Genomic DNA, 23,011 nt, shown 5'->3' with positions numbered 1-23,011 from the left:
GGAACAAGGAAAAACTGACCGGAAACTACAATGGCCAACCTCAAAGACATCCGTAAGCGCATCTCTTCGGTGCGCAGCACCCAGCAGATAACGCGGGCCATGAAGATGGTGTCGGCCGCCAAGCTGCGCAGGGCGGAAGACCAGGTGGCCGCGTCGCGCCCGTATTCTGAAAAGCTTCAGTCGCTGCTGGCCAACCTGGCCAACAGGGTCGAGGCTTCCTCGCACCCATTTCTGGGCGAGGGTAGCGACGCGCCGGTGCACGTGCTGCTGATCACGTCGGACCGTGGACTTTGCGGAGCCTACAACAGCAACCTTTCCAAGGCCGCAGAGGCTTTCATGGCGTCTGAGCAGGGAAAGGGTGCTTCGCTCACCGTTTGTGGGCGGCGGGGCAATGACTATTTTAAGAAGCGCAGCGACCGTGTTTTGACTGCGCACGTCAACGTACCTGGCGGGGTGAGCCTGGAGCTCGCGCGTGAAGTTTCAGCCGAGGCTGCCCGCTTGTTTACCGAGGGCGACGCCGGCTCGGTGTACCTGGTTTACTCGGAGTTCAAATCGGCCATGACCCAGATAGTCCGCACCCGGCAGATACTGCCCATCGACCGAGGGGAGGCATCGTCGCAGCAGGACGGCGCCGCTGGAAGCGCCGAGAACGACGATGAGGCGACAGACTACCTGTTTGAGCCGGGGGCCGAGGAGCTGCTGGCGGGCCTGTTGCCCCGTTACCTGGAGACCACCGTCTACCAGGCGATGCTCGAAGGGGCGGCGAGTGAACACGGCGCGCGTATGACGGCAATGGACAGCGCCACGCGTAATGCCGGCGAGATGATGGACGCGCTGACACTGCAGATGAACAAGGCGAGGCAGGCAACGATTACCGGTGAACTCATGGAGATCATCGCCGGAGCCGAGGCACTCAACGGTTAAGGTACACAGGGACTGACGCACTCGAGCGTGGGCCGCAGGCCAACGCGGGGTGGCGGCAAACTACGGAGGAGACGAGCAGTAATGGCTAAAGGCAGGATAACCCAGGTGATGGGCGCAGTGGTGGACGTGAAATTTCCACCCGGCGAGGTGCCCGACATCCTGACCGCTCTCACGGTCACCAACACGGCTATCAATGACGAGCCCGACAACCTGGTAATGGAGGTCGCGGCCCATCTCGGCGAGAGCACGGTACGAACCATAGCCATGGACTCCAGCGAAGGACTGGTGCGCGGCGCGGAGGTCACCAACACCGGCCAGGCCATCACCACCCCGGTGGGCGAGGCGGTCCTGGGGCGCATTCTCAACGTCATCGGCGAGCCGGTTGACGGCGGTGGACCGGTAGAGGCTACCGAAAGGTGGCCCATACACAGGGCTGCCCCCGAGTTTACCGAGCAGTCGACGGCCGTCGAGGCTTTTGAAACCGGCATCAAGGTGGTCGACCTTCTTTGTCCTTACGCCAAGGGCGGCAAGATCGGACTGTTCGGCGGTGCTGGCGTTGGCAAGACCGTCATCATCATGGAGTTGATCAACAACCTGGCCCAGGCACACGGAGGTTACTCGGTGTTCGGGGGCGTAGGCGAGCGCACCCGTGAAGGCAACGACCTCTGGATGGAGATGCGCGAGTCGGGGGTTATCGACAAGACGGCGTTGATATACGGGCAGATGAACGAGCCGCCCGGCGCGCGTGCGCGGGTGGCCCTGACGGCGCTCACCTGTTGCGAGTACTTTCGCGACCATGACGGCAAGGACGTTCTGTTGTTCATCGACAACATTTTCAGGTTCACGCAGGCCAACTCGGAAGTGTCGGCCCTGCTCGGCCGCATGCCTTCGGCTGTGGGTTACCAGCCCACCCTGGGTACTGATCTTGGTGGCCTGCAGGAGCGCATCACGACCACGACTAAGGGTTCGATTACCTCGGTGCAGGCGATTTACGTGCCGGCCGATGATCTCACCGACCCGGCGCCGGCAACGACCTTTACCCACCTGGACGCCACTACGGTATTGTCGCGGCAGATCGCCGAGCTGGGCATTTACCCGGCCGTAGATCCGTTGGATTCAACCTCGCGCATACTTGACCCCAACGTGGTGGGACAAGAGCACTACGACGTGGCCCGCTCGGTGCAGGAAGTCCTGCAGCGCTACAAGGATCTGCAGGACATCATTGCGATTCTTGGCATGGACGAGCTCTCCGAAGAGGACAAGCTCGTGGTGGCTCGGGCCCGCAAGGTGCAGCGTTTCCTTTCCCAGCCCTTCCACGTTGCCGAGACCTTTACCGGCACGCCGGGTGTTTACGTCAAGCGCGAAGATGCGATTTCGGGCTTCAAGGAACTGATCGAAGGCAAGCACGACGATATGCCCGAGCAGGCCTTCTACATGGTAGGCACCATCGAACAGGCCCGCGAGAAAGCCGAGAAGATGGCGGCCTGACGTGAACCTTCGCCTTCGCATAGTGACCCCGGAAAGGGTCCTCGCCGATACCGAGGTCAGTGAGCTCACGGCTCCGGGTGTCGCCGGGGAGTTCGGTGTACTGCCCGAGCACGTTACTTTTCTTGGCGGACTGGACACCGGTGTGCTCAGTTACACCGACGCAAAGGGTGACAATCACGAGCTCGTAGTGAGCGGCGGATACGCCGAGGTCGTGGGCGATATAGTCACCGTACTCGCTGACAGCGCCCAACCGGCAGGCGAAATTGACGCCGAAGCGGCAGCCCGGGACCGTGACCAGGCCCAGGCGACACTCGACGATCCGGCGGCTGATACCGCTGCCACCGAGGCTGCGCTGCTGGCTCTCAAGCTGGCCGAGACACGGCTGGGCGTGAGCTGACTCGGGCAGGCCAGATCCGGACGCCCGTAAGCCGGCTCGGCGAAATCCACTCGCGAAATTCGACTGTTCTCCGCGATTGTGGACTTTCTAAGTCTATGACTATGCTTGGCGATGACCACGTCTTCGCTTGCGCAGACCGCGCATAATCGCCTTTCGGGGGAGCCCAGCCTCTACCTTCAGCAACACGCGGAGAACCCCGTGGCCTGGCAACCCTGGGGCGAGGCGGCACTGGCCCGCTCGTTGCGCGAACAACGTCCGATCCTGCTGAGCATTGGTTACTCGGCCTGTCACTGGTGTCACGTCATGGAACGCGAGACCTTCGAAAATCCGACTCTGGCCGCGCAGATGAACGAGCTGTTCGTGTGCATCAAGGTCGACCGTGAAGAACGTCCTGACCTTGACCAACTCTACATGCGCGCGGTGCAGGCCATGACCGGTCACGGCGGCTGGCCGATGACGGTTTTTCTGACTCCTGGTCTCGAGCCGTTTTACGCCGGTACGTATTTTCCGCCTGAGGACCGCGGCCAGCTGCCTGGTTTTGGCCGGGTGCTGGCGGGAGTGGCCAGGGCCTGGAACGACCGACGCGACGAGGTCAGCGAAAGTGCCGGCAAGACCGCGGATTGGTTGCGGCGTGAATTGGTGAGCGACAGGGGTGCCGCTCGCGCCGTTGACGCCGACGGCTTGCTGCGCGTGGCCGATGGCCTGCTCGAAAGCGTGGACGGTGAGCACGGGGGTTTTGGCAGCCAGCCTAAGTTTCCGTCCTGCAGCGCGCTTGACCTGCTCGCGACAGCCGAGGCGCACGAGCCCGACGATAAGCGCCGCGCATTACTGCGGCTGAGCTGGGACTCGATGGCCGACGGTGGCTTGCACGACCACGTGGGCGGTGGCTTCCATCGCTACTCGGTAGACCGGGTGTGGCACGTGCCCCATTTTGAAAAGATGCTTTACGATCAGGCTTCGCTGGCGGCCAGCTACCTCGGCGCCTGGAAACTGACGGGCCAAGGGCGGTATCTCGAGGTCGCGGTTTCCACCCTTGACTGGCTAAGGCGTGATATGCGCTTGCCGGGCGGTGGTTTTGCGGCGACCCTGGACGCCGACAGCGAAGGCGTGGAGGGCATTTTTTATACCTGGACCCGCGATCAATTGGCCGACGCGGTGGCGCCGGCCGACTTTGCCCGGGCTTGCGAACTACTCGACGTGAGCGAAGCCGGAAACTGGGAAGGGGGTGGTGCCCCGGAGCCTGGCAACGTTCTCAGGTTGGAGGCCCTCGCGGGTGAGCCGTCGGCCGACGATCGGGAACTTCTGGGCAGGGTGCTGCCCGCCATGCTGGGACGGCGGCAGGGCAGGGTTGCTCCGACGAGAGACGACAAGGTGATGGCCGACTGGAACGGGCTGGCCGCAGCGGCGATGGCGGCCACCGGCCGGGCAGCCGGTCGTGCTGACCTGGTTGCTGACGCGCAGGCTGCGGTCGATTTCGTGTTGTCGCAGATGCGCGACGGCGACGGTGGCCTGTTGCACCTGCACGCCGGCGGCTCGGCGCGGGTGGGGGCTTTCCTCGACGACTACGCCTTCATGGGCCGAGCTTGCCTGGAACTGTTTACGGCTACTTCACAACCGCGCTTCCTCGACGAAGCTAAGGGGTTGGGGCAGGGCCTGCTCGACCGTTTTGCCCACGCCGAGGGGGGGTTCTATTTTTCCCAGGCGGGAGCCGACACCCCGCTTGCGCGTACCCGCGAAGCCTGGGATTCGGCGGTCCCGTCGGGCAACGCGATTGCCCTGGAATTGCTCGACAGGCTGTATCTTTTCACGGCCGAGGAGCACTGGTCCGAGGCGGCTGAACGTTCCCGTGAGGCACTGCTGGGTACCGCCCTGGCCAACCCCCACGGTGGCGCGGCCCTGCTCGGGGGGACCCTGGCGACTCTCAGCGGCAGGTCCTTGCTGGTCATCCGTGGCGAGAAGCCGTTGCCCTCCGCGCCGTTGCAGGGCGAGGTCGGATCGTTGACCGCCGAGGCCCTCGCGCAGCCACTGCCGGGTCTCGAGGTGCTATGCCTGTCAGATGGCACAGGCGAAAGCTGGCTCCCAGCTCCTGTTCGCGGTAAAAATAGTGCTGAGGGAGTTCCGACGGCCTGGCTTTGCCGGGGCACGTCGTGTTCGGCCCCGGTGACCGGTCGCGAAGAGCTGCTGTTGCAGCTCGAGCAGGCCTGAGTAGCCGACGGTCTTTGCCCCGCTGGTCAGTTGGCTGCATCCAATTCTTCCCAGGACGGCGCACGGCAGCTTACGTGGTTGCTGGCATGGGCCGTGGTGTTCTGTGATATCGGGACATCGGTCTACTACGTGCCGGGCATACTGTTCGAACTGGTAGGCACCAACGCTCCTTTCTTCGTTCTGCTCACTTCGGTGGGATTTGTGCTCATCTCTATCAAGTACATAGAGATCGTGGAGCGCACGCCCAACGGCGGCGGCGTGGTGGCGATCGGCGAGATGGCCTTCGGGGAACGAATGGGCGCCCTGGGCGGGATGTTCATCACGGTGGATTTCTTCCTGACCGGCGCGATCTCGTCCACTTCGGGTTTTTATTACCTGTCGAGTGTTTTCCCGACCGTGGCTAGCAACGTACCGGCTTTTGCCTGCCTGGGGCTGGCGCTGCTGGCGGCGGTCAACATCGTGGGCGTGCGGGAGAGCGCGAGGCTCTCGCTGGTGATGGCAGTGGCCTCCTTCCTCACCAACATGGTCGTGCTGGTGGTCATGCTCACCAGCCTCGATCTCGAGGGCTGGAAAACACTGTTCAGTCTTTTTAACGGCTTTCGCGAGTTGGGCATGCGGGAGCTGTTGGTCGGTTTTGGAGCGGCGTGGTTAGCCTTTTCGGGACTGGAGAGCATCAGCCAGCTGTCGCCGGTGTTGCGGCAACCGGTCAAGCGCACGGCCATGTTCGCCATGGTGGGTGTGATAATCACCATACTGTTGACCTCGCCCATGCTCACCTTGCTGTCGGTGGCAAAAGTGGGCGCCAACGTATCGATACCGGGCAGCGAACGTTTCATCTCTGACCTCGCGGCCCAGACCAACGTGCAGTTCTTGTCGACGGCGGTGGTGTTCACCGCTGCGTCGCTGCTGCTGTTCGCGGCCAACACGGCTATCATCGGTGCCTACCACGTTTTCTTGAAACTGGCCGAGTTGCACTACGTTCCCCGGCGCATGATGCGGCGTAACCCGCGCTTCAACACTCCGCACATAGCCATACTGGTGGCCACCATCGTGCCCGTCGTGATTGTGCTGGTGACGCAGGGTGAGATGGGCGTGCTGGGCGATATGTACGCCTTCGGCCTGCTGGGCGCGTTTACCATCGAGTCGGGTGGGCTCGACCTTCTGCGCTGGCGCGACAGGAAGCGTGGTTGGGTATTCATGCTGGGCCTGGTGCCAACCGCGATGGTGGTGGTGGCCTGGCTGGTGAACATAGTAGAAAAACCACTGGCCACTGCCTTTGGTGGGGGCATAGCCACCGCCGGCATGATCTACGGCATCGCACTGAGGGAGGGTTGGATTAAAGAAGCGATCCATCACATTCCGTCGGTGTCGCGCGAAGACCATCGCAGGTCGGAACGGGGCGAGGCCCACGCCCCTGAGATACAGGCAGAGATAGTCAATCTCGCGATGGCGGCGGATTTGAAGCCGCTGTACAACAGTTCGACCCTTGTGGCCGTACGCGGGGAAAGCACCGGGGTAGTGGCGGAGGCGCTCGCGAGGGTGAAGGGTATGGGTGAAAACGCGCTATACTGCATTTACGTCGAGGAGTGGCCCGGAATGCTGTACGGCAAAGAAGACCCTCTTCCGAGTGAAGAAGGGATACAATCGCTCACCTCTGCGGCCAGGCAGGCCGCGGCGGCGGGGGTGCAGGTGATACCCATCTGGACCACGACTTACACCGTGCCCGAGGGGCTGGCCCGGGCCGCGCGAGAGCTTGAGGTGAACTGCCTTGTGACCGGCATAAATGGGCGCTCGTTGCCCTACAGGGTGTTTCGCGGACAAGTACTGAAGAAGTTGCCTAAGCTTCTGCCGGCCTCCTGCAGGTTGATGGTATGCGACTGACCCCGCTGAGAAGAATACTGCTGGTGGCGGGCTTGTTGCTGGCAGCCGCGCCGCTGCTCAGCCGTTCTGCCAGGGCGGAGACCGCTGCTTTGATCGACGAGCGAGTCGATGTGGAGCCCCGCGGTTTTGAAGAGAAGGGCTGGCCTCCCCGCGAGATCGTCAGCCACTTTTTCGTTTCCGGTCTCGACAAGGGCTCGCAGGGCACGCAGACCGTGGTGGGTAGCAGCCATACTCACCGCGTGGTGGGCGGCGATACCCTGCTTGAACTCGCCCGGCAGTACGACCTCGGGTACAACGAAATCCTCGGGGCCAACCCGGTAGTCGACCCCTGGCTGCCCGACGGGGGGGTGGACCTGCTACTGCCGTCAGAGTGGATCCTGCCCAGTGGTCGCTACGAAGGACTGGTGGTTAACATCCCGGAGATGAGGCTGTACTACTACCTGCCCTCGCCGCGCAAGGGTGCGCGTTCGTCAACGGTGATCACTTACCCGGTTGGTCTTGGGCGGCAGGGCTGGCAGACGCCGGAGGCCGATTTCCGGGTGCGCGGTAAGACCACGAACCCGACCTGGGTGATACCGGCGTCAATTCGCGCTGAGCGTTTGAAAGAACTCGGCCGCAGGGATTTCACCATTGCCGGGGGGGACCCTGAAAACCCGCTGGGCCGTCACCGCATAGAGCTCACCCTGCCCTCCTACGCCATCCACGGCACCAACAAGACCTGGGGAGTGGGTATGCAGGTCAGTCACGGTTGTGTGCGCTTGTACCCCGAAGACATCGAGGCGGTGTTTCCACTCATCAAGGTCGGCTCGAAGGGGCGTTTTACCTACCAGCCGGTCAAGGTGGGGCTTCGCCGTGGCCGTGTGCTGGTCGAAGTGCACGAGGACATTTACGGGCTGCAGCCCGGAGCCTGGGCGACGGCAAACGAGTTGATAAAAAAAATGGGGGTCGTGGCCCACGTTGACCCCGAACTACTCGAGGCAGCGATCGAGGCCATGAACGGTATTCCTACCGACGTTGGTTATGTTGATTGGCCCGAAGAAGACCTCGGCGAGTCGCCGCAATTCAACCAGGTCGGCGACCCGGTTGACGAGGGAGACGGCAAGTCGGCCGGCCTCGGGAATCGCCCGCAGGCGCTTACCACTTCGTCGTCAGGCTGACTCCGAAATGGTGGCTGTCCACCTTTGATTTCAGCTTTATAGTCGGGAGTCTGCCTATTCCGGCCATCTCCTGGGCCACCCCGCTTACTTTTTCGGTAACCGAGTTGATGCTGTCGAGCGGTAGCTGGGCACTGCGTTCAGCCGCGTTAGTGATGACCGCGACCGCCGAAACGCTGCGGGTCAGTATGGAGTCGGGTCCGTACTGTTCGCGAAACATCCGTGTTGCTTCGTCCGGGGTCCGAGCGAAATGCATGCGCACGGCTTTCTGGTCGGTGGCCCAGTTGCGCTGGGCTGCAGAGTCGTACTCAAGGGCACTCCAGGCCTTTTCTGCAATATCGGCGGTGTCGGGTTCCAGCGCCTGTTGGTCGCCTGGAGCGGTGGCCGGGCGACTGCCCGTTTCGGCTGTTGCCGTTACAGCGCAGAGGAGTACGGCCAGGGTGGTAGCTGTCGCTGCTCTGAATAGCCAAACCATATGACAAGGTCAGCATGGTGCGGGGGAGTCGTCAATAGACAATAAAAAAGCTGCCCCCCTGCAAAGGGGGACAGCCTTTTAAATTGCGGTTTTGAGACGCTCTGCGTCAGCCGAAAAAAAGCTGTTGCCTCGTTCGGGGGGGCCTCAGGAGGCTTCCTGCAACTCAGCGGCAACGGGTTCGGCTTCGTCGAATTGCGTCAACAGCGCTTCGCGGTCCAACAGCGATACGATGCGAGCGGTGTTGCGCTTGATCGGCGCCCTGCTCTGCCTCCAGCGCGAAAGCCCGCGGCGGATGTATTCGGGATTGAGCCCAAGCACTTCACAGATGTTGACGTAGGAGAACGACCATTCGCGCTCATCGGCGTCTATCCAGTCTGCGGCATCGTCAAAAAGCAGCTTGCCACGTGGGTCGCGGGCCAGGGCGTATTTCTGGTAGCACTCTACGGCGTCCTGCAGCACGGCAAGCATCAGCCTGCGCTCGCGTACCATTCCGCCTTCACGGGTGAAAGCTGCAAAAAACTGGGCCGGCAACAAGGTGTCTGGTTCAAATAAATTCATGAAACTGTCCGCCCTGTTTTAAAGTCCGGGGCAGGACTTCGAGCTGGTCGCGTTAAGAGTTCAGCATCTATGATGCATGGCGTTATTAAACCCCAGTTACGTAGGTATTGGAAGATAACATATCATGAAATAGTTTCAGCCTCATGATAAGTAGCTCTTATTTACCTTCGTTCTATCGTTTTCCTGGAGCCATGGGTGGCGCCCGCTTTTTCCAGCCCTTATCCTTTCGGTACCCGGCTGGCCGTTTATTGTTGTAAAACTCCCCTGTATCTCTGCCGGCCCGTATCACGCGGCCTTTCGGGCAGGGGGGGGTAGAAGAACCGGTGGCTGGTCACCCCTGAAAAAAATCGCTCCCGATGGGCGTTAATAAACCACCCTGATGCGCTACCTGTCAATAGGTTTCTGCACACTAATGGTATTTTTTTGCACTACCCGAACGGGGGGTGAGCGAAAAGCGCGTTCCAGCACGGGGTTAGGAGAAATGGCGGAATGGCCACTACCCGGCGCAGTTGGCCTGGGCTACCAGCTTGTCGACGTCCCCGGACCAGGGCCCTTCCCACAGTTCGATGATCCCGTCTGCCGGGCAGCGCCCAGCCACGAGCAGGTCTTCGAGGCTGTCCAGATGGCGTGTCTCGTCGCGGCCCTGCGCATCGATGGCATCGGGATTGGCCCCGGCCTGTCGCTTGAGGCCTTCACGGGCGATTTCCAGCAACTCGAGGCCGTAGCGACCAAGAGTGTGCTTTTTGACCCTCGCTGACAGCGCCAGGCGGGCGGCATCCTCGTGCAGCTCGGCCAGGCGTTCCAGCGGCCAATCCCTCAGCAGGTCCCACGCGGCCAGCAAGCAGTCATCATCGTAGAGCAGGCCCTTGAGCAGGGCCGGGGTCGCCAGCATCAGCTGGGGAGGCTGGTTGTCGGCCGAGCGTGCCTCGATCCAGTTTTTGAGCCTGACTTCGGGAAATACAGTCGACAGGTGGTAGGTCCAGTCGACCATCGTGGCCTGCTCTCCGGCCACGCCCTTCTGCATGAACTGCCGGAAGGTCAGCCCTTCCGAATCCACGCAGTTCTCGCCCCGGAGCACGAAGTACATGGGAACGTCGAGGGCGTAGTCGGTGTAAGAAGCGAAAAAGGAGTTGCTGTTGAAAACAAAGGGCAGGTAGCCGCAGCGGTCAGAGTCGGTATCGCTCCACACGTGTGCCCGGTAGCTCCGGTAACCGCTGGGCCGACCGTCTACGACCGGCGAGTTTGCAGACACCGCGACCAGCAACGGAGCCACCGCCATCGCGACGCGAAACTTGGCCAGCGCGTCGGCTTCGTTCGAGTAATCAAAGTTGGATTGCACGGTGGCCGTCTGCTGCATCATGCGGTGGCCGAGCGTGCCGGTGCGCTGCATGAACTCGCGCATTACCCGGTAGCGCCCCTTGGGCATCCAGGGCATTTGAGGCAGCGGGGTTTTGGGAGATATGCCCAGCCCGAGAAACGAAAGGCCGAGCTCGCGGCCGGCCCTGCTCACTTGCTCGAGGTGGCGGCTGAGTTCGTTCTCGGCCTGGTGCAGGCTGGACAGGGTGGCGCCCGACAACTCGAACTGCCCTCCAGGCTCCAGGGTGATCGAGGCCCTGTTGTCGTGCAGGGCGATCACCTGCCCGTTTTCTTCTATCGGTGTCCAGCCGAACTCGCGGGCAAAAAAGGACAGCAGTTCTCCTATGCCCGAGGGCCCCTCGTAGGTCACTGCCTGTCCGCTGGCCGTGTAGACCACGGGCTGCTCGTACTCTACGCCCACCTTCCACTGCTCACGCGGTGTACAGCCGGCCTCAAAGTATTCGACGAGCTGGTCTATCCCCTTGATCGGGGCGTCGGTCTGATTTGAGTCGGGCACGTCGGGTTCTCAGCGCTCGCGCCCGCAGGCCGCGCAGAAGCGATCTTGTTGCCCGTATCGTTGGCCACAATCAACACAGAAACCGGGGGCCTGCGAAGCCGCGGCAGGGGTATCGACCGACGGAGTTCTTTCCAGTTCGGCCATGGCTTTCATGGCGCGTTCTTCGTAGTCGGATCGAAGGACTTCGTAGTCTTCGTCGCTTAACTTACCGGTGGCCTGGTCAAACTCGGCTTCTCTGATGGCGGTAAGGGCGACGAACTTTTCACGCTCCCAGAGTTCTTTTGAGGCCTCGGTTTCGGCCTCCAGGCTGGCAGCGGCCGGGCGCAGCAGCGGCCAGCTTATCCAGGTTGACGCGGCAGCCATGGCCAGCAGGGCGACAAGGGTACTCATCGGGGCAGGTTCTCCAGCTCACGCGCGACCCGACGCCTGTCCTCGTCATTTCCGCCGGTCGGTGCATGGCCATCGTCGGCCGAGGCGTCGTCGTCATTCGGCGGGTCGCTGTCGTTTGATGAATGGCGAACGGGTTTTCTCAGGACCCGAGCTATCAGCAGGCCCCCGAGCAGCATGGCGAAGGCCGGCATGGTCCATGCCAGCAGGTTGAAGCCAGTGAACCCGGGCGCGGAGAGGATTTTTTCGCCGTAGGTGTCAGCGTAGCGCACGAGGATGTCTTCACCGCTTTCGCCCGCAGCGAGAGATTGTTTTATGTCGGCGCGTATCGGCAGGGCGGAGCTGCACTGCAGGTGATTGCAGTTTCGCACCGTGAGGCCGCAACCACACTGGCAGGTAAGGTGTTCTTCTACCTGCTCCTGCGACATGTCCCGGGCCGAGACCGGCGTTGCTGTCGCCAGCAGGCCGCTGGCCATCGTCGCCGCCAGCATAAAGGCGCCCAGTACCCGGGCTGTCCTGCGCAACTGTGGTGCCACTCCGGTCACGCGTTTGTGCCCCTTGCGGTTGGGACGGGGGCTTCCTGCTCGCGGCGTGTCGACAAGGGCAGTACGCAAACCAGGGTGCCCAGCGCCAGCACGATGCCGCCTATCCACAGCCAGGCGACCAATGGGTTGACGTAAGCCTGGAATGTCGCGGTCTCGTTGTCGCCGAGATTGCCGAGGATGACGTAGAGGTCTTCTTTCAGCGTCGAGCGAAAGGCCACTTCGGTGGCGGGCTGCTCGGGCTTACGGTAGAAGCGTTTTTCGGGTTTGAGCTCATCGATGACCTCGCCGCCGCGGCTCACTTGCAGGGTGGCAATCAGGCGATCCATATGGTCGTCGCTGCTTGTCTCCATGTTGATGTACTTGAGAGTGTAGTCGCCGATCTGGAACTCCTGTCCGCGGTCGACGGTGTGGATTTCTTCAACCCGGTATACCGACGACATGGTCACGCCCAGGAACATGAACACTACTCCGAGGTGAACTATGTAGCCCCCGTAGCGCCGCTGGTTACGAGATACCAGGTCGAGAAGCGCGGAGGGCCAGGCCGCGCCCGTGACCTTCGAACGGGCCGCGGTACCGTGGTAAAACTCGGCGGTCATCGTGGAGAGGACGAACACCGCCATTGACACTACCAGCACCGCTGACAGCGAGTGCAGGCCGGCAAGCAGCGCCACCAGGCCCGCCCCCAGGCCTGCCAGCCCGGGTCCGAGAAAGTTACGCTTGAGGTTGGCCAGGCTTGCTCGGCGCCAGGCGATGACCGGGCCAACTCCCATGAGAAAGAGCAGCGTGATCGCCAGCGGCGCGTTCACCGCGTTGAAGAACGGGGGCCCCACGGTGATCTTAACCCCGCGCACCCACTCCGACAGAACTGGGAATATGGTGCCCCAGAGCGTCGCAAAGGCGATGCCCACCAGCACCAGGTTGTTGAACAGGAAGCTCGACTCCCGCGAAATCAGCGAGTCGAGTTCGTGACGCGGACGAAGGCGGTCGAGCCGGTACAGCAGCAGGGAAACCGACACGGCCAGGCACAGTACGAGAAAACCCATGAACCATGGCCCGAGTCCCGATTCAGTAAACGAGTGCACGGAGGAGATGACGCCACTGCGGGTGAGGAAGGTGCCGAAGATCGTGAGCAGGAACGTCATGATGATGAGCACCATGTTCCAGACTTTCAGCATGTCCTTGCGCTCTTGTATCATCACCGAGTGCAGGTAGGCCGTGCCTGTCAACCACGGCATGAACGCGGCGTTCTCCACCGGGTCCCAGGCCCAGTAGCCGCCCCAGCCCAACACTTCGTAGGCCCAGCGCGCGCCCAGCAGGTTGCCCATCGACAGGAAGAACCACGCAGCCAGAACCCAGCGCCTCGTGGTGCGTATCCACAGGTCGTCGAGGCGTCCGCTGGCCAGTGCCGCGATTGCGAAGGCGAAGGGCACCGCCCAGCTTACGTATCCCAGGTACAGGGCGGGCGGGTGGATCGACATCCAGTAGTTCTGCAGCAGGGGATTGAGGTCGGTGCCCTCGGCGGGCACGAAGGGCAGGGTCGCGAAGGGTGGCGTCAGGAACACCAGCATGAGGGCGAAGAAGGCAGTGATGGTCATCAGCGTGGCGGTGACCCAGGGCATGAGCGCTCTGTTGCGGTTGCGGTTCTGCCACAGGACCAGCGAACTCAACATGACCAGTACCAAGGCCCAGAAGAGCAGCGAGCCTTCCATGCCGCCCCACAAGGCCGAGATACGGTAGCGCAGGGGCAAGGTGGTGCTCGAGTAGCCGGCGACGTAGCGGATGCTGAAATCGCTGGTGATCAGGGCGTGCAGCATTACGCCGGTGGCTACAACGACCGAAGCCGCGGCAGTCCAGGCCCCGCGTTCGCCGCTGGCCACGAAGTCGGCACGACCCCGCAGGGCGCCGTACACGGAGGCTGCCACGGCGTATACCGATGCCACCAGCGCTAACCACAGCGCCAGGGTTCCCAATTCTATCATTCGTGTCCTGTCTGCTCGGGCTCGTACTTGGAAGGACAGCTGGTGATTATGGTGTCGGCCTCGAAAGCCTCCGCGCCGGCGAAGGGACCCTCGACCACGACGTCTCGGTCCTCGGCAAACATGTCGGGCAGGATGCCTTCGTAGGTCACCTCGATGGACTGGTCCTGTTCCATGTCGTCGAGCCTGAAGTTGAGGCGCAGCTTCTGCTGGTCCCACTCGATCGAGCCGGGAGCCACGCGGCCGGCCACGCGCACGGTGGAATCGGCAAAGGCTTGGTTGGCATCCAGGTACTCACTCACCGTGACCATGTACATGCGCGTCTGGTCAACCGCCGTGAATATGAGAAAGCCCACCGTGGCTATTATGATGCCGATGCCTATGGTGAACCTGGTTCGGGTGCTCAAAATAATACTCCGCTGGCCTGTCGCTCCCCGGAGAGACAGGCCAAACCAATTTAACGCCTGCGGGCCGACCAACCAAGCGGCAAGTTTCAATCGGGGTCAGCCCGGGTCCTCGCTGAAAAAACAATTGGAGCGGGTGACCGGACTCGAACCGGCGACGTCCAGCTTGGGAAGCTGGCATTCTACCACTGAATTACACCCGCTCGAGTCGTGGATTCTAGTCGGGCGCGATACCGGGTCAATTCGGGGCGCGGGGGGACGCGCGGTGGCGACCGCGCGCGGGTGTGGTAGAAAAGTCACCGGAGAAGCGCGCGATGCACGAACGACCAAGCTGGGACGAGTATTTCATGGCAATAACCGCCGAGGTGGCCAAGCGCTCCACCTGCACACGGGCGCAGGTGGGGGCGGTAATAGTGCGTGAGCGCAGCATACTGGCCACGGGCTACAACGGCTCGCCCGCCGGCATGCCCCACTGCCTCGACGTGGGTTGCCTGGTCTACGAGTCGCGTACCCCCGATGGCAACATCGAGGAAAACTGCTTTCGCACCATACACGCCGAGATTAATGCCATAGCCCAGGCCGCGCGTAACGGCTCGGGTATAGCCGGTGCCGACGTGTACGTTACCCATACGCCCTGCATTCACTGCCTCAAGGTCCTGGTCAACACGGGCGTCAAGCGCGTGGTCTACGCCAAGGCTTACAAGCTCGATACCATAGAAGAGCTGCTCGACCGTTCGGGCATGCAGCTGCAGCAGGTCGAGTTCGCCGCCTGACCGTGACCGCTGGCTACGTGGCTGCCGTCGGGCTTAGAGCTCGAGGTGCTTCTTTAACTCGACGCCGGTGTGAGATTGTTCGCAGCCGGCTATATCCATCACCGTGCCCTGTACGATCACGCGGCCGCCACCATCGCCGCCCTCGGGGCCGAGGTCTATGACGTGGTCAGCGTGGGAAATGAAGTCGGTGTGGTGTTCCACCACCAGTACCGAGTGGCCTCGCTCGACAAGCCCGTCGAGTACTTCGATGAGAACATGTACGTCCTGCAGGTGAAGTCCCGTTGTAGGCTCGTCAAATATGAACAGCGTGCGACCGGCCTTGCTCTCCTCGGCCAGGAACGAAGATAGTTTCAGGCGCTGCGCTTCTCCACCCGAAAGCGTCGACGTGGCCTGCCCGAGAGCGAGGTAGCCCAGTCCGACAGCCGCCAGCCCACCTAGCTTGCGAGCCATGGCCGGGCGATTGGCAAAAAACTCGAGCGCTTCGTCCACGGTCATGCCGAGCACTTCGTTGATGTTGCGGTCCTGGTAACGCACCTCGAGCACACGTTTTTTAAAACGATGCCCGCCGCAGTCGTCGCAGGGAACGGTTATGTCGGCCATGAAGTGCATTTCGATGGTGACCGAGCCGGTGCCCTGGCAGTGTTCGCAGCGTCCACCCGAGGTGTTGAACGAGAACGCCCCGGCGCTGACGCGTGCGCGCCGGGCAGCCGGAGTGGCCGCGAACAACTTGCGAATATCGTCGTAGAACTTCAGGTAGGTAGCCGGGTTTGACCTCAGCGAACGGCCTATGGGTGACTGGCTCATCATCAACAGCTCGTCGATCTGGTCGAAGCCGTCAATTCCGTCGCATTCGCCGGCTTCCTGGCCGCCGTTGCCGGTCTGCCGCAGGTAGCCTTCGTACAGCACCTGCTCAACCAGTGTCGATTTGCCTGAGCCCGAGACCCCGGTCACGCACACCAGTTGTCCCAGCGGTATGCTGAGCTTGTCTATGTCGAGGTTGTTTTCCCTCGCGCCGCGTATCAGCAGTGAACCGCAGTCTGTAAGGCTGCGTTTCTGGCGGGCGATGGTGCGTATGAGCAGCACGCGCCCGGTCGCGGTGTCGGTGCCCGCGAGCCCGGCCGGCTTACCCTCGTAGACCAGCTTGCCGCCGAGGTGGCCACCGCCGGGGCCGATCTCGACCACGTGATCGGAGCCGTTGATGAGCGTGGGGTCATGCTCTACGAGCACAACGGTGTTGCCTAGCTTGGTGAGTCGCTTGAGTACCTTGAGTAGCATGCGGCTGTCGCGCGGGTGCAGGCCTACGGTGGGCTCGTCGAGTGCGTAGAGGGTGTCGGTGAGCGCGCTTCCCAGTGCGGCCGCCAGGTGGATGCGCTGGGCTTCTCCTCCCGACAGGGTGCGGGCCTGCCGCGCGAGCGTAAGGTAGCCGAGCCCCACGTCGGCGAGGTAAGCGAGGCGGTTACGAATTTCGCGCATGACCGGGCGGGTGCGCTCGGTGGCCTCGGGCGTGAGTTTGAGCCGTGCCATGATACGGGCGAGGTCGGCAATGCTGAGGGCACAGAAGTCGGCCACGTTACGCCGTCCTATCTTGACGGCCAGGGCCTCGGGCTTGAGTCGTTGGCCGCCGCAGTCATCGCACTCGTGGTAGCTGCGGTAGCGCGCGAGCAGTATCCGTACGTGGGTTTTATAGCGACGTCCTTCGAGCCACTTGAAAAAACCCTTCACCCCCGGGCTGTCGCGGTCGCCCTCGATGACCCAGTTTCTCACTTCTTCGGGCAGCCGTGCCCAGGGCAGTTCGGTAGAGTAACCCAGGCGCTCGGCAGCCTTGACGAAGTCTTCCTGCACCTCGGCAAAAGCTGGTGTGCTCCACGGGGCCACCGCTCCACCCCGCAGCGAAAGCGATTGGTTGGGGATGACCTTGTCAAAGCTCAGGTCGACCACGCGACCGAATCCCTCGCAGGTGGTGCAGGCTCCCAGCGGGCTGTTGAAGCTGAAAAGGTGCGGCGAGGGCCGCGTGTACTCGCGGCCGCATGAGCGGCAGCAGAAGGCGTTACGATAGACCGCCCGCGCTTCGGGCTCGCCCTGCACCGACACGCTGGCCACGCCGTCGCCCAGTTCATAGCAGTGCTCCAGGGCTTCCTGCACGCGCTCTGCGCTGTCGGCCCTGAGAACCAGGCGGTCGAGTACAACGTCGATTTCGTCGCGCTTGAAGTAGTCGCTGCCGGCTTCCGAAAGGTCCACCGCCTTTCCGTCTATGAGCAAGCGGTTGAATCCCTGCCCGGCAAAGGCTGCCGCCGCCTCTTCGGGTTCCAGGCCGTGCAACGGCACCCTCGCGTGGAACAGCAGGCGCAGGCCTTCTTCCCACTCGAGTACCCGCGCCGCGGCTTCGGCCGGGCCGTCGGCGCCGAGCTCTTCGTTGCAGTCCACGCAACTCGCTGTACCCGCGTGGGTCATGAGCAGGCGCAGGTAATCGAGGACCTCGGTTATGGTGCCCACCGTCGAGCGCGCGTTGCGGATGGAGTTTTTCTGCTCGAGGGCGATGGCGGGGGGAATGTCGCTTATGGAGTCAACGTCGGGGCGTTCCATCTGCTCGAGGAACAGCCGCGCGTAAGTGGATAGCGATTGTACGTAGCGTCTTTGCCCCTCGGCGTAGAGGGTGTCGAAAACCAGTGATGACTTACCCGACCCTGATACGCCCGTTACGACCGAGAGCTTGCGCATGGGGAATTGGCAGCTGACTTCGCGCAGGTTGTTGGTGCGTGCGCCGGCTACCCGGATGGTTTTTTTCACGTCGCCGTCTCCAGGCCCGACGGGCTGCAGGGGCAGTGGTACAGGGGCGAGTCGCCATGGCTGCGACAATCCGTGTCTGCATAAGGGGGCTTTCTTAGAGTTGGCAAAACACGGACACTATCAGAATGCTGACCACTGACAAGGGATTGGGCGCTGCCAGCCACGGGCTGGGCTTCAGCTGGGGATTTGGCGGCCGCGAAGCAAGACCACCCACCGGCTTACTGACGGCCAGGCAGGTGCACGGTCGGCGCGTGGTCGAGCTGCCCGTGGCGGCGGCAGGAACAGCGCGGGCTCCGGGTGGCCATAGAATTGAGGCCGACGGGCTGGTGAGCAGGGGCGAGTCGATAGTGGCTGTGCGGACCGCCGACTGCGTGCCCCTGCTCATGCTGGCCGACGTTCCTGGAGAAGCTGGCGACGAAGCCACAGCTGGTGTCGACAACAGGCCATGGGCGGCGGCCGTGCACGCTGGTTGGAGGGGCAGCCTGGCCGGCGTCGTTGACGCCGCGGTGGAACACGCGCTGAAAAGCGGCTACCAGGCCTCGGCCCTGCGGGTGTTGCTGGGCCCGTCGGTGGGACCGTGCTGCTACGAGGTGTCTGCTGATCTGGTCGAGCGTTTCAGCTCTGCGGGAATGGGCACTACCACCACTGCTGCCGGTCGGCCGGCCCTCGATCTCAGGGCTATTAACACCGCCCGTCTCGTGGCCATGGGCGTGAGCGCGTCGCGTGTAGAATCAACGGGCCCCTGCACCTGCTGTCACGCCGAGGACTACTACTCGGTGAGGGCCGATCGCGCCGAACAGGGCCGGCAGTTGAGCTGGATAGGTTGGGCCGAGGGCTAGTCGGCTGCGCAGCAGGCCGGGTTGGTGTACACTGAGGGGGCCGTGAAACGATTACGACCAGTTGCAGTAAGGCCAGTTGTTGTCGCCCTGCTGGCGGCGCTGCTGCTGTCAGCGCCGCTGTTACCGGCGCTGAGTCCCATGCACGCGATGGCCGGCTCCAGCTCGTCTGAAGCCGGCGCTTACGAGGACGCGGATTCACAACCACTCAAGGTTGTGTACTACCTCGTTTACCCAGTGGGTAAGTTGATCGAGCTGCTCGTGTTCAAGCCCATACAGTTCGTGGGGTCATGGATGACCGGTGAACGTGAAGAGCCGGACCGCGACGGCTCAAAGGCGGTTGGGCCCAGGGCGATGCCCTCGCACTGATCGTGGCGATTCTGTCCGTGGCGATTCTGTCCGTGTCAGACCGCCTCGAGCTTGGCGAATTTTACCACCAGGCGCTTGAGGCCAACCTGGTCGAAGCGCACCTCGACTTTTTCTGAGTCGCCGCTTCCCGAGCAACTCGACACGCGACCGGCACCGAACATGGGGTGCACGACCCTGGCACCTTCGGCCCAGGTCTGCTGGGCATAGGAGCGCCCGGTCGGCGTGGTGCCGGACTGGTCGTTCTGCTTGCGCACCCCACCGTAGCCCTGGCTACCATAAGCCCGGGCGCCCTTATTTGCCGATATGCCACCGCGAGTACTGCGTTGCGGGGTGACGATTCTTTCCACCACGGATGCGGGCAGCTCGTCGAGAAATCTTGATGGCAGGTTTTCCTGCAGTGTGCCGTACAGGCTGCGCCTGCTGGCGTGAAGCAACGACAGCTGGCGGCGGGCGCGGGTGACGCCCACGTAACAAAGCCTGCGCTCTTCTTCCAGGCCGCGCCCGTCCTCGGCCATGGAGCGTGCGTGCGGAAAGACGCCCTCTTCGGCACCGGCTATGAACACGCGGTCAAACTCGAGTCCCTTGGAGTTGTGCAGGGTCATCAGTGTCACGTGGCCACCCTGCTCCTCGTAGCTGTCGACGTCGGCGTTGAGAGCCAGGCGCTCGAGAAAAGTTGCGAGCGCTCCGAGTACGGGGTCGAAGCGGGTGGGGTCTACGTCGTCAGCGTTATCATCGGCATCGGCGAATTCGCGTTCGTCGTATTCCTCGTCGAACTCCTGGCTGACGGTCAGCAGTTCGTGCACGTTTTCAATGCGGCTGTCGGCGTCGTCCCCGTCGTGGTCGTGCAGGTGGTCCTCGTAGGAGGTGTCTTCGAGTATGGCTTCGAGCAGCGGCGTTACCGCAGCCCTGTCCATGGCCAGCCAACGCCGGGCGAGTACCCGGAAGTCGTTGAGCCGACGCCGTGGTGCAGGCGAAGCAAAGGACAACGGATCGTCACCTTCGAGCAAATCCCAGGCCGTGCCGTCGCGATTACGCGCCTCCACTATCAGCCGTTCCCAGGTCGTACGGCCTATGCCCCTCGTGGGCACGTTTATCACCCGCGCGAGGCTGATCTCGTCGCGCGGGTTGGCTATGAAGCGCAGGTAGGCGACAAGGTCCTTGATCTCGCGTCGCTCGTAGAAGCGCGTGCCGCCGACGATCACGTAGCGCATGCGGGAGCGTACGAGTTCTTCTTCGATCGCCCGTGACTGGGCGTTGGTGCGGTAGAACACGGCTACGTCACCGGGGTCGCCCTCTGCCGCCTGGGCCACTATGTAGCGTGCCTCGTCGCGCTCGTCGGTGGTGGTCACTACGTGCACTTTCCGGCCAGCGGTGGCATCGGTCCACAGTTCCTTGTCCTTGCGGTCGCCGTTGTTGGCTATCACTCCGTGCGCCGCTGCCACTATGTTGCCGCTGGAGCGGTAGTTCTGTTCGAGCCTCACTACGTTGGCGCCGGCAAAGTCGCGCTCGAACTCCAGTATGTTGCGCAGGCTGGCGCCCCGCCACGCGTAGATACTCTGGTCGTCGTCGCCCACCACGCAGAGGTTGCCGTGGCCGGCCGCGAGTCGCGACACCAGCAGGTACTGGGAGTGGTTGGTGTCCTGGTACTCGTCTACCAGTACGTAACGAAAACGCTGCTGGTAGCGCTTGAGCAGCCCCGGCGCCCCGCGGAACAATTCCAGCACCCGTGTTATCAGATCGCCGAAGTCCATGGCGTCGAGTGTGCGCAGGCGTCTTTCGTAGGCTGCGTAAAGAGGCACCAGGTCGTCGGAGGCGCCGCGGGCTTCTTCGTCGGCCGGGCTGCGGGCCTCGTGCTTGGCGTTTTCTATGAAGTTGCGCAGGGTTTCGGGCCTCAGTACGGCGGGGTCCAGCCCGGCGGCGGTTATCACGTCGCGCGCGATTTTGAGCTGGTCGTCTCCGTCCATGATCGTAAACGACCGGGAGCAGCCCAGCTCTTCGCAGTGCCGGCGCAGCAGGCGCGCGCCCATGCCGTGAAACGTACCTACCCACAACTCGTCGGCAGCGTCGCCCACCATTGAGCGGCAGCGCTCTACCAGTTCGCGGGCGGCCTTGTTGGTGAAAGTAACGGCCAGGATCTCCCAGGGCCGGGCCCGGCCCTCTTCAAGCAGGCGCGCTATGCGGTGCACGAGGACGCGGGTTTTTCCGCTACCCGCGCCGGCCAGGATGAGCAGGGGGCCGTCGTTGTGCTCGGCGGCTTCGCGCTGGGCCGGGTTAAGGCTGTCAAGATCAAGTGGCATCGTTGGCCGGGGAGCCGCCCATAGGGCATTCTTCCCGGGGCACTGTGCCCGAGGCCCCGGCTGTCCTCAAGTGCTACCCGCGCTTTATCGTTTATGGCTAAGTACCAACACCACGACGCGGCCTGGCGAAGGGCAAAAGATGAGGGGCTGCGATCCCGGGCGGCTCTCAAGCTACGCGAGATTGACGGCAAGTTCCGTGTTTTTCGTCGCGGTGGCAGGGTGCTTGATCTCGGCTGCTGGCCCGGGGGGTGGTTGCAGGTAGCTGCCGCGGCCGTGGGTGAGCGTGGGCGGGTTGTGGGAGTTGACCTGCTGGCCGTGGACAAACTCGATCTCGCTAACGTCGTCACCCTGGTTGGCGATCTTACCGATGAAGCAGTTTTTCGGGAGTTGCTCGAAGAGCTGGGCGGAACCGCCGACCTGGTGTTGAGCGACATGTCTCCTTCGCTGAGCGGCGTGCGCGCCGCCGATCGAGCGCGGCACGAGCGCCTGGTCGAGCTCGCGATAGCCGTTGCCGGCAGGACTCTATCCGAGGGCGGTGTACTGGTCGTAAAATTGTTCGCCGATATACCGCAGGAAATAACGGCCGGTCTACGCGCGGATTTTGACAAGGTGGCGCGCTTCAAGCCGCCCACTACGAGGAAGGGTTCGCGCGAGATTTACCTGGTGGCGCGCGGGTATCGAAAGCACCCCGAGGCCGCGCTACCTGGCGCCGGGACGGCCGCTGATAAAGGCGGGGATACAAAGGTGCAGTAGTGGAGAGTGCCGAAGTACTGAGGACGGTAGCGCCGGTCTTTATGCTTGCCGGCGTGGGGTGGGGGCTGGCTCACTGGCGCAGGCTGTCGATAGACACGCTCACCGAGGTGGTCATGTACGTTGGCGCGCCCTGCCTGGTGTTCTCATCTCTATCGCGCGGTACAGTTCACGCGGCCGAGACGGGCATGCTGGTTGCCGCCTGCCTGTTCCTGGTCGGCGGCACGGCGTTGGTGGCCAGGCTGTTGTTCGCCGCCTCGGGCAGCCGGCCGGGCCCCTACCTTCTGCCGGCCATGTTCATGAACGCCGGCAACATGCTGCTGCCCCTGTGCCTGTTCGCGTTCGGCGACGAAGGGCTGGTGCGCGGGGTGATAGTGTTCGCGACGATGTCGGTTCTGATGAGTTCGCTCGGTGTCTACGTCGCCGGCGGCAAGCGCCCGGGCGAAGTTTTTCGCCTCCCGTATATTTACGCGGCTGTTGCTGGACTGGCGGTGGGCTGGACCGGCATCGAGCTGCCCGAGCCGGTGCAGAGGTCGGTCGCACTGCTGGGCGATCTCGCGATTCCGCTTATGCTGCTGGCTCTCGGCGCGCGTTTGCAGCAGCAGCCCTTACCCTCGCTGAAAGGGCCACTGCTGGCCACTGTTTCGCGTATGGGCGGTGGCTACCTCGTAGCGTTGCTCTTTGTCTGGGTCACCGGCGTGGACGGGGTGACCCGCAGCGTGGTCATGCTGCTGTCGGTAATGCCGTCAGCTGTAATAAACTTTGTTTTTGCCCAGAAGTATGGCGACGGCGCTAGCGAGGTAGCGGCTACCGTTTTTGTGAGCACCTTGGTGTCACTGGTCGCCATCCCCCTGGTGCTGGCCTTCGGGCTCTGAAAGCAGCACCGCCCTTTATTCGCGGGGACAGGCACGCCCTCTGGCGCAAGCAGGCAA

The 23,011-nt window shown here is 62.8% G+C and carries 20 protein-coding genes and 1 tRNA gene; 11 read left to right on the top strand and 10 right to left on the bottom strand.

Features of this window, described 5'->3' with window-relative positions:
- Nucleotides 1-30 precede the first annotated feature (30 nt).
- The 6 genes from atpG to EYQ35_08975 all read left to right on the top strand — a co-directional run bounded on the left by atpG (nt 31) and on the right by EYQ35_08975 (nt 8,052).
- Nucleotides 31-924, top strand: coding sequence for an ATP synthase F1 subunit gamma (gene atpG / locus EYQ35_09000; GenBank protein ID HIF64273.1), 894 nt, complete (start codon nt 31-33; stop codon nt 922-924).
- An 81-nt stretch (nt 925-1,005) separates the two neighbouring features.
- Entirely contained in the window at nt 1,006-2,412 is a 1,407-nt protein-coding gene (gene atpD / locus EYQ35_08995) for a F0F1 ATP synthase subunit beta (protein ID HIF64272.1), read from the top strand.
- A 1-nt stretch (nt 2,413) separates the two neighbouring features.
- Nucleotides 2,414-2,809: an ATP synthase F1 subunit epsilon gene (gene atpC, locus EYQ35_08990; GenBank protein ID HIF64271.1), complete on the top strand. Its 396-nt coding sequence runs from the start codon at nt 2,414-2,416 to the stop codon at nt 2,807-2,809.
- Nucleotides 2,810-2,920: 111 nt separating this feature from the next.
- On the top strand, nt 2,921-5,014 hold the full coding sequence (locus EYQ35_08985; protein ID HIF64270.1) for a thioredoxin domain-containing protein: 2,094 nt from the start codon (nt 2,921-2,923) through the stop codon (nt 5,012-5,014).
- Nucleotides 5,015-5,044: 30 nt separating this feature from the next.
- The gene (locus EYQ35_08980; GenBank protein HIF64269.1) at nt 5,045-6,895 is read left to right on the top strand and encodes a universal stress protein; all 1,851 of its coding nucleotides are present in this window, start codon (nt 5,045-5,047) and stop codon (nt 6,893-6,895) included.
- Nucleotides 6,886-8,052, top strand: coding sequence for a hypothetical protein (locus EYQ35_08975; protein HIF64268.1), 1,167 nt, complete (start codon nt 6,886-6,888; stop codon nt 8,050-8,052). The genes EYQ35_08980 and EYQ35_08975 overlap by 10 nt, the downstream gene beginning before the upstream one ends.
- Here EYQ35_08975 and EYQ35_08970 read toward each other — a convergent pair.
- The 8 genes from EYQ35_08970 to EYQ35_08935 form a co-directional block, all read right to left on the bottom strand.
- Nucleotides 8,030-8,524: a hypothetical protein gene (locus EYQ35_08970; protein ID HIF64267.1), complete on the bottom strand. Its 495-nt coding sequence runs from the start codon at nt 8,522-8,524 to the stop codon at nt 8,030-8,032. The genes EYQ35_08975 and EYQ35_08970 overlap by 23 nt on opposite strands.
- 144 nt (nt 8,525-8,668) lie before the next feature.
- Nucleotides 8,669-9,082, bottom strand: coding sequence for a hypothetical protein (locus tag EYQ35_08965; GenBank protein HIF64266.1), 414 nt, complete (start codon nt 9,080-9,082; stop codon nt 8,669-8,671).
- Nucleotides 9,083-9,578: 496 nt separating this feature from the next.
- Nucleotides 9,579-10,955, bottom strand: a complete 1,377-nt coding sequence (locus tag EYQ35_08960) for a glutamate--cysteine ligase (protein HIF64265.1) — start codon at nt 10,953-10,955, stop codon at nt 9,579-9,581.
- Nucleotides 10,956-10,964: 9 nt separating this feature from the next.
- On the bottom strand, nt 10,965-11,345 hold the full coding sequence (locus EYQ35_08955; protein ID HIF64264.1) for a hypothetical protein: 381 nt from the start codon (nt 11,343-11,345) through the stop codon (nt 10,965-10,967).
- Nucleotides 11,342-11,866 (bottom strand): hypothetical protein, encoded by a 525-nt coding sequence (locus EYQ35_08950; GenBank protein ID HIF64263.1) that lies wholly within the window; start codon nt 11,864-11,866, stop codon nt 11,342-11,344. The genes EYQ35_08955 and EYQ35_08950 overlap by 4 nt, the downstream gene beginning before the upstream one ends.
- A 17-nt stretch (nt 11,867-11,883) precedes the next feature.
- Nucleotides 11,884-13,866: a heme lyase CcmF/NrfE family subunit gene (locus EYQ35_08945; GenBank protein ID HIF64262.1), complete on the bottom strand. Its 1,983-nt coding sequence runs from the start codon at nt 13,864-13,866 to the stop codon at nt 11,884-11,886.
- A complete protein-coding gene (locus EYQ35_08940) occupies nt 13,863-14,360 on the bottom strand; it encodes a cytochrome c maturation protein CcmE (protein ID HIF64261.1) in 498 nt (165 codons plus the stop codon). Before EYQ35_08940 ends, EYQ35_08945 begins: the two co-directional genes overlap by 4 nt.
- Before the next feature lie 35 nt (nt 14,361-14,395).
- A tRNA-Gly gene (locus tag EYQ35_08935) sits at nt 14,396-14,470 on the bottom strand.
- Between the two features lie 111 nt (nt 14,471-14,581).
- Between EYQ35_08935 and EYQ35_08930 the strand changes: the two genes are divergently transcribed.
- On the top strand, nt 14,582-15,040 hold the full coding sequence (locus EYQ35_08930; GenBank protein HIF64260.1) for a dCMP deaminase: 459 nt from the start codon (nt 14,582-14,584) through the stop codon (nt 15,038-15,040).
- Nucleotides 15,041-15,073: 33 nt separating this feature from the next.
- Here EYQ35_08930 and uvrA read toward each other — a convergent pair whose 3' ends face one another.
- On the bottom strand, nt 15,074-17,896 hold the full coding sequence (uvrA, locus tag EYQ35_08925) for an excinuclease ABC subunit A (protein ID HIF64259.1): 2,823 nt from the start codon (nt 17,894-17,896) through the stop codon (nt 15,074-15,076).
- Between the two features lie 56 nt (nt 17,897-17,952).
- Here uvrA and EYQ35_08920 point away from each other — a divergent pair, with 56 nt between their 5' ends.
- Both EYQ35_08920 and EYQ35_08915 read left to right on the top strand, forming a co-directional pair.
- Nucleotides 17,953-18,666: a laccase domain-containing protein gene (locus EYQ35_08920; GenBank protein HIF64258.1), complete on the top strand. Its 714-nt coding sequence runs from the start codon at nt 17,953-17,955 to the stop codon at nt 18,664-18,666.
- A gap of 42 nt (nt 18,667-18,708) precedes the next feature.
- The gene (locus EYQ35_08915) at nt 18,709-19,032 is read left to right on the top strand and encodes a hypothetical protein (protein ID HIF64257.1); all 324 of its coding nucleotides are present in this window, start codon (nt 18,709-18,711) and stop codon (nt 19,030-19,032) included.
- Nucleotides 19,033-19,067: 35 nt separating this feature from the next.
- On the opposite strand, the gene EYQ35_08910 is transcribed toward EYQ35_08915, so the two are convergent.
- A complete protein-coding gene (locus EYQ35_08910) occupies nt 19,068-21,329 on the bottom strand; it encodes an ATP-dependent DNA helicase PcrA (protein ID HIF64256.1) in 2,262 nt (753 codons plus the stop codon).
- A gap of 93 nt (nt 21,330-21,422) precedes the next feature.
- On the opposite strand from EYQ35_08910, the gene EYQ35_08905 reads away from it, so the two are divergent.
- A complete protein-coding gene (locus EYQ35_08905) occupies nt 21,423-22,082 on the top strand; it encodes an RlmE family RNA methyltransferase (GenBank protein HIF64255.1) in 660 nt (219 codons plus the stop codon).
- The gene (locus EYQ35_08900; GenBank protein ID HIF64254.1) at nt 22,082-22,954 is read left to right on the top strand and encodes an AEC family transporter; all 873 of its coding nucleotides are present in this window, start codon (nt 22,082-22,084) and stop codon (nt 22,952-22,954) included. The genes EYQ35_08905 and EYQ35_08900 overlap by 1 nt, the downstream gene beginning before the upstream one ends.
- Nucleotides 22,955-23,011: the final 57 nt, after the last annotated feature.

This window comes from Candidatus Binatota bacterium, assembly GCA_012960245.1.
Classification (GTDB): domain Bacteria; phylum Desulfobacterota; class Binatia; order UBA1149; family UBA1149; genus UBA1149.
The sequence above is the reverse complement of the archived record's forward strand: the minus strand, read 5'-3'. Positions and strand labels throughout refer to the sequence as shown.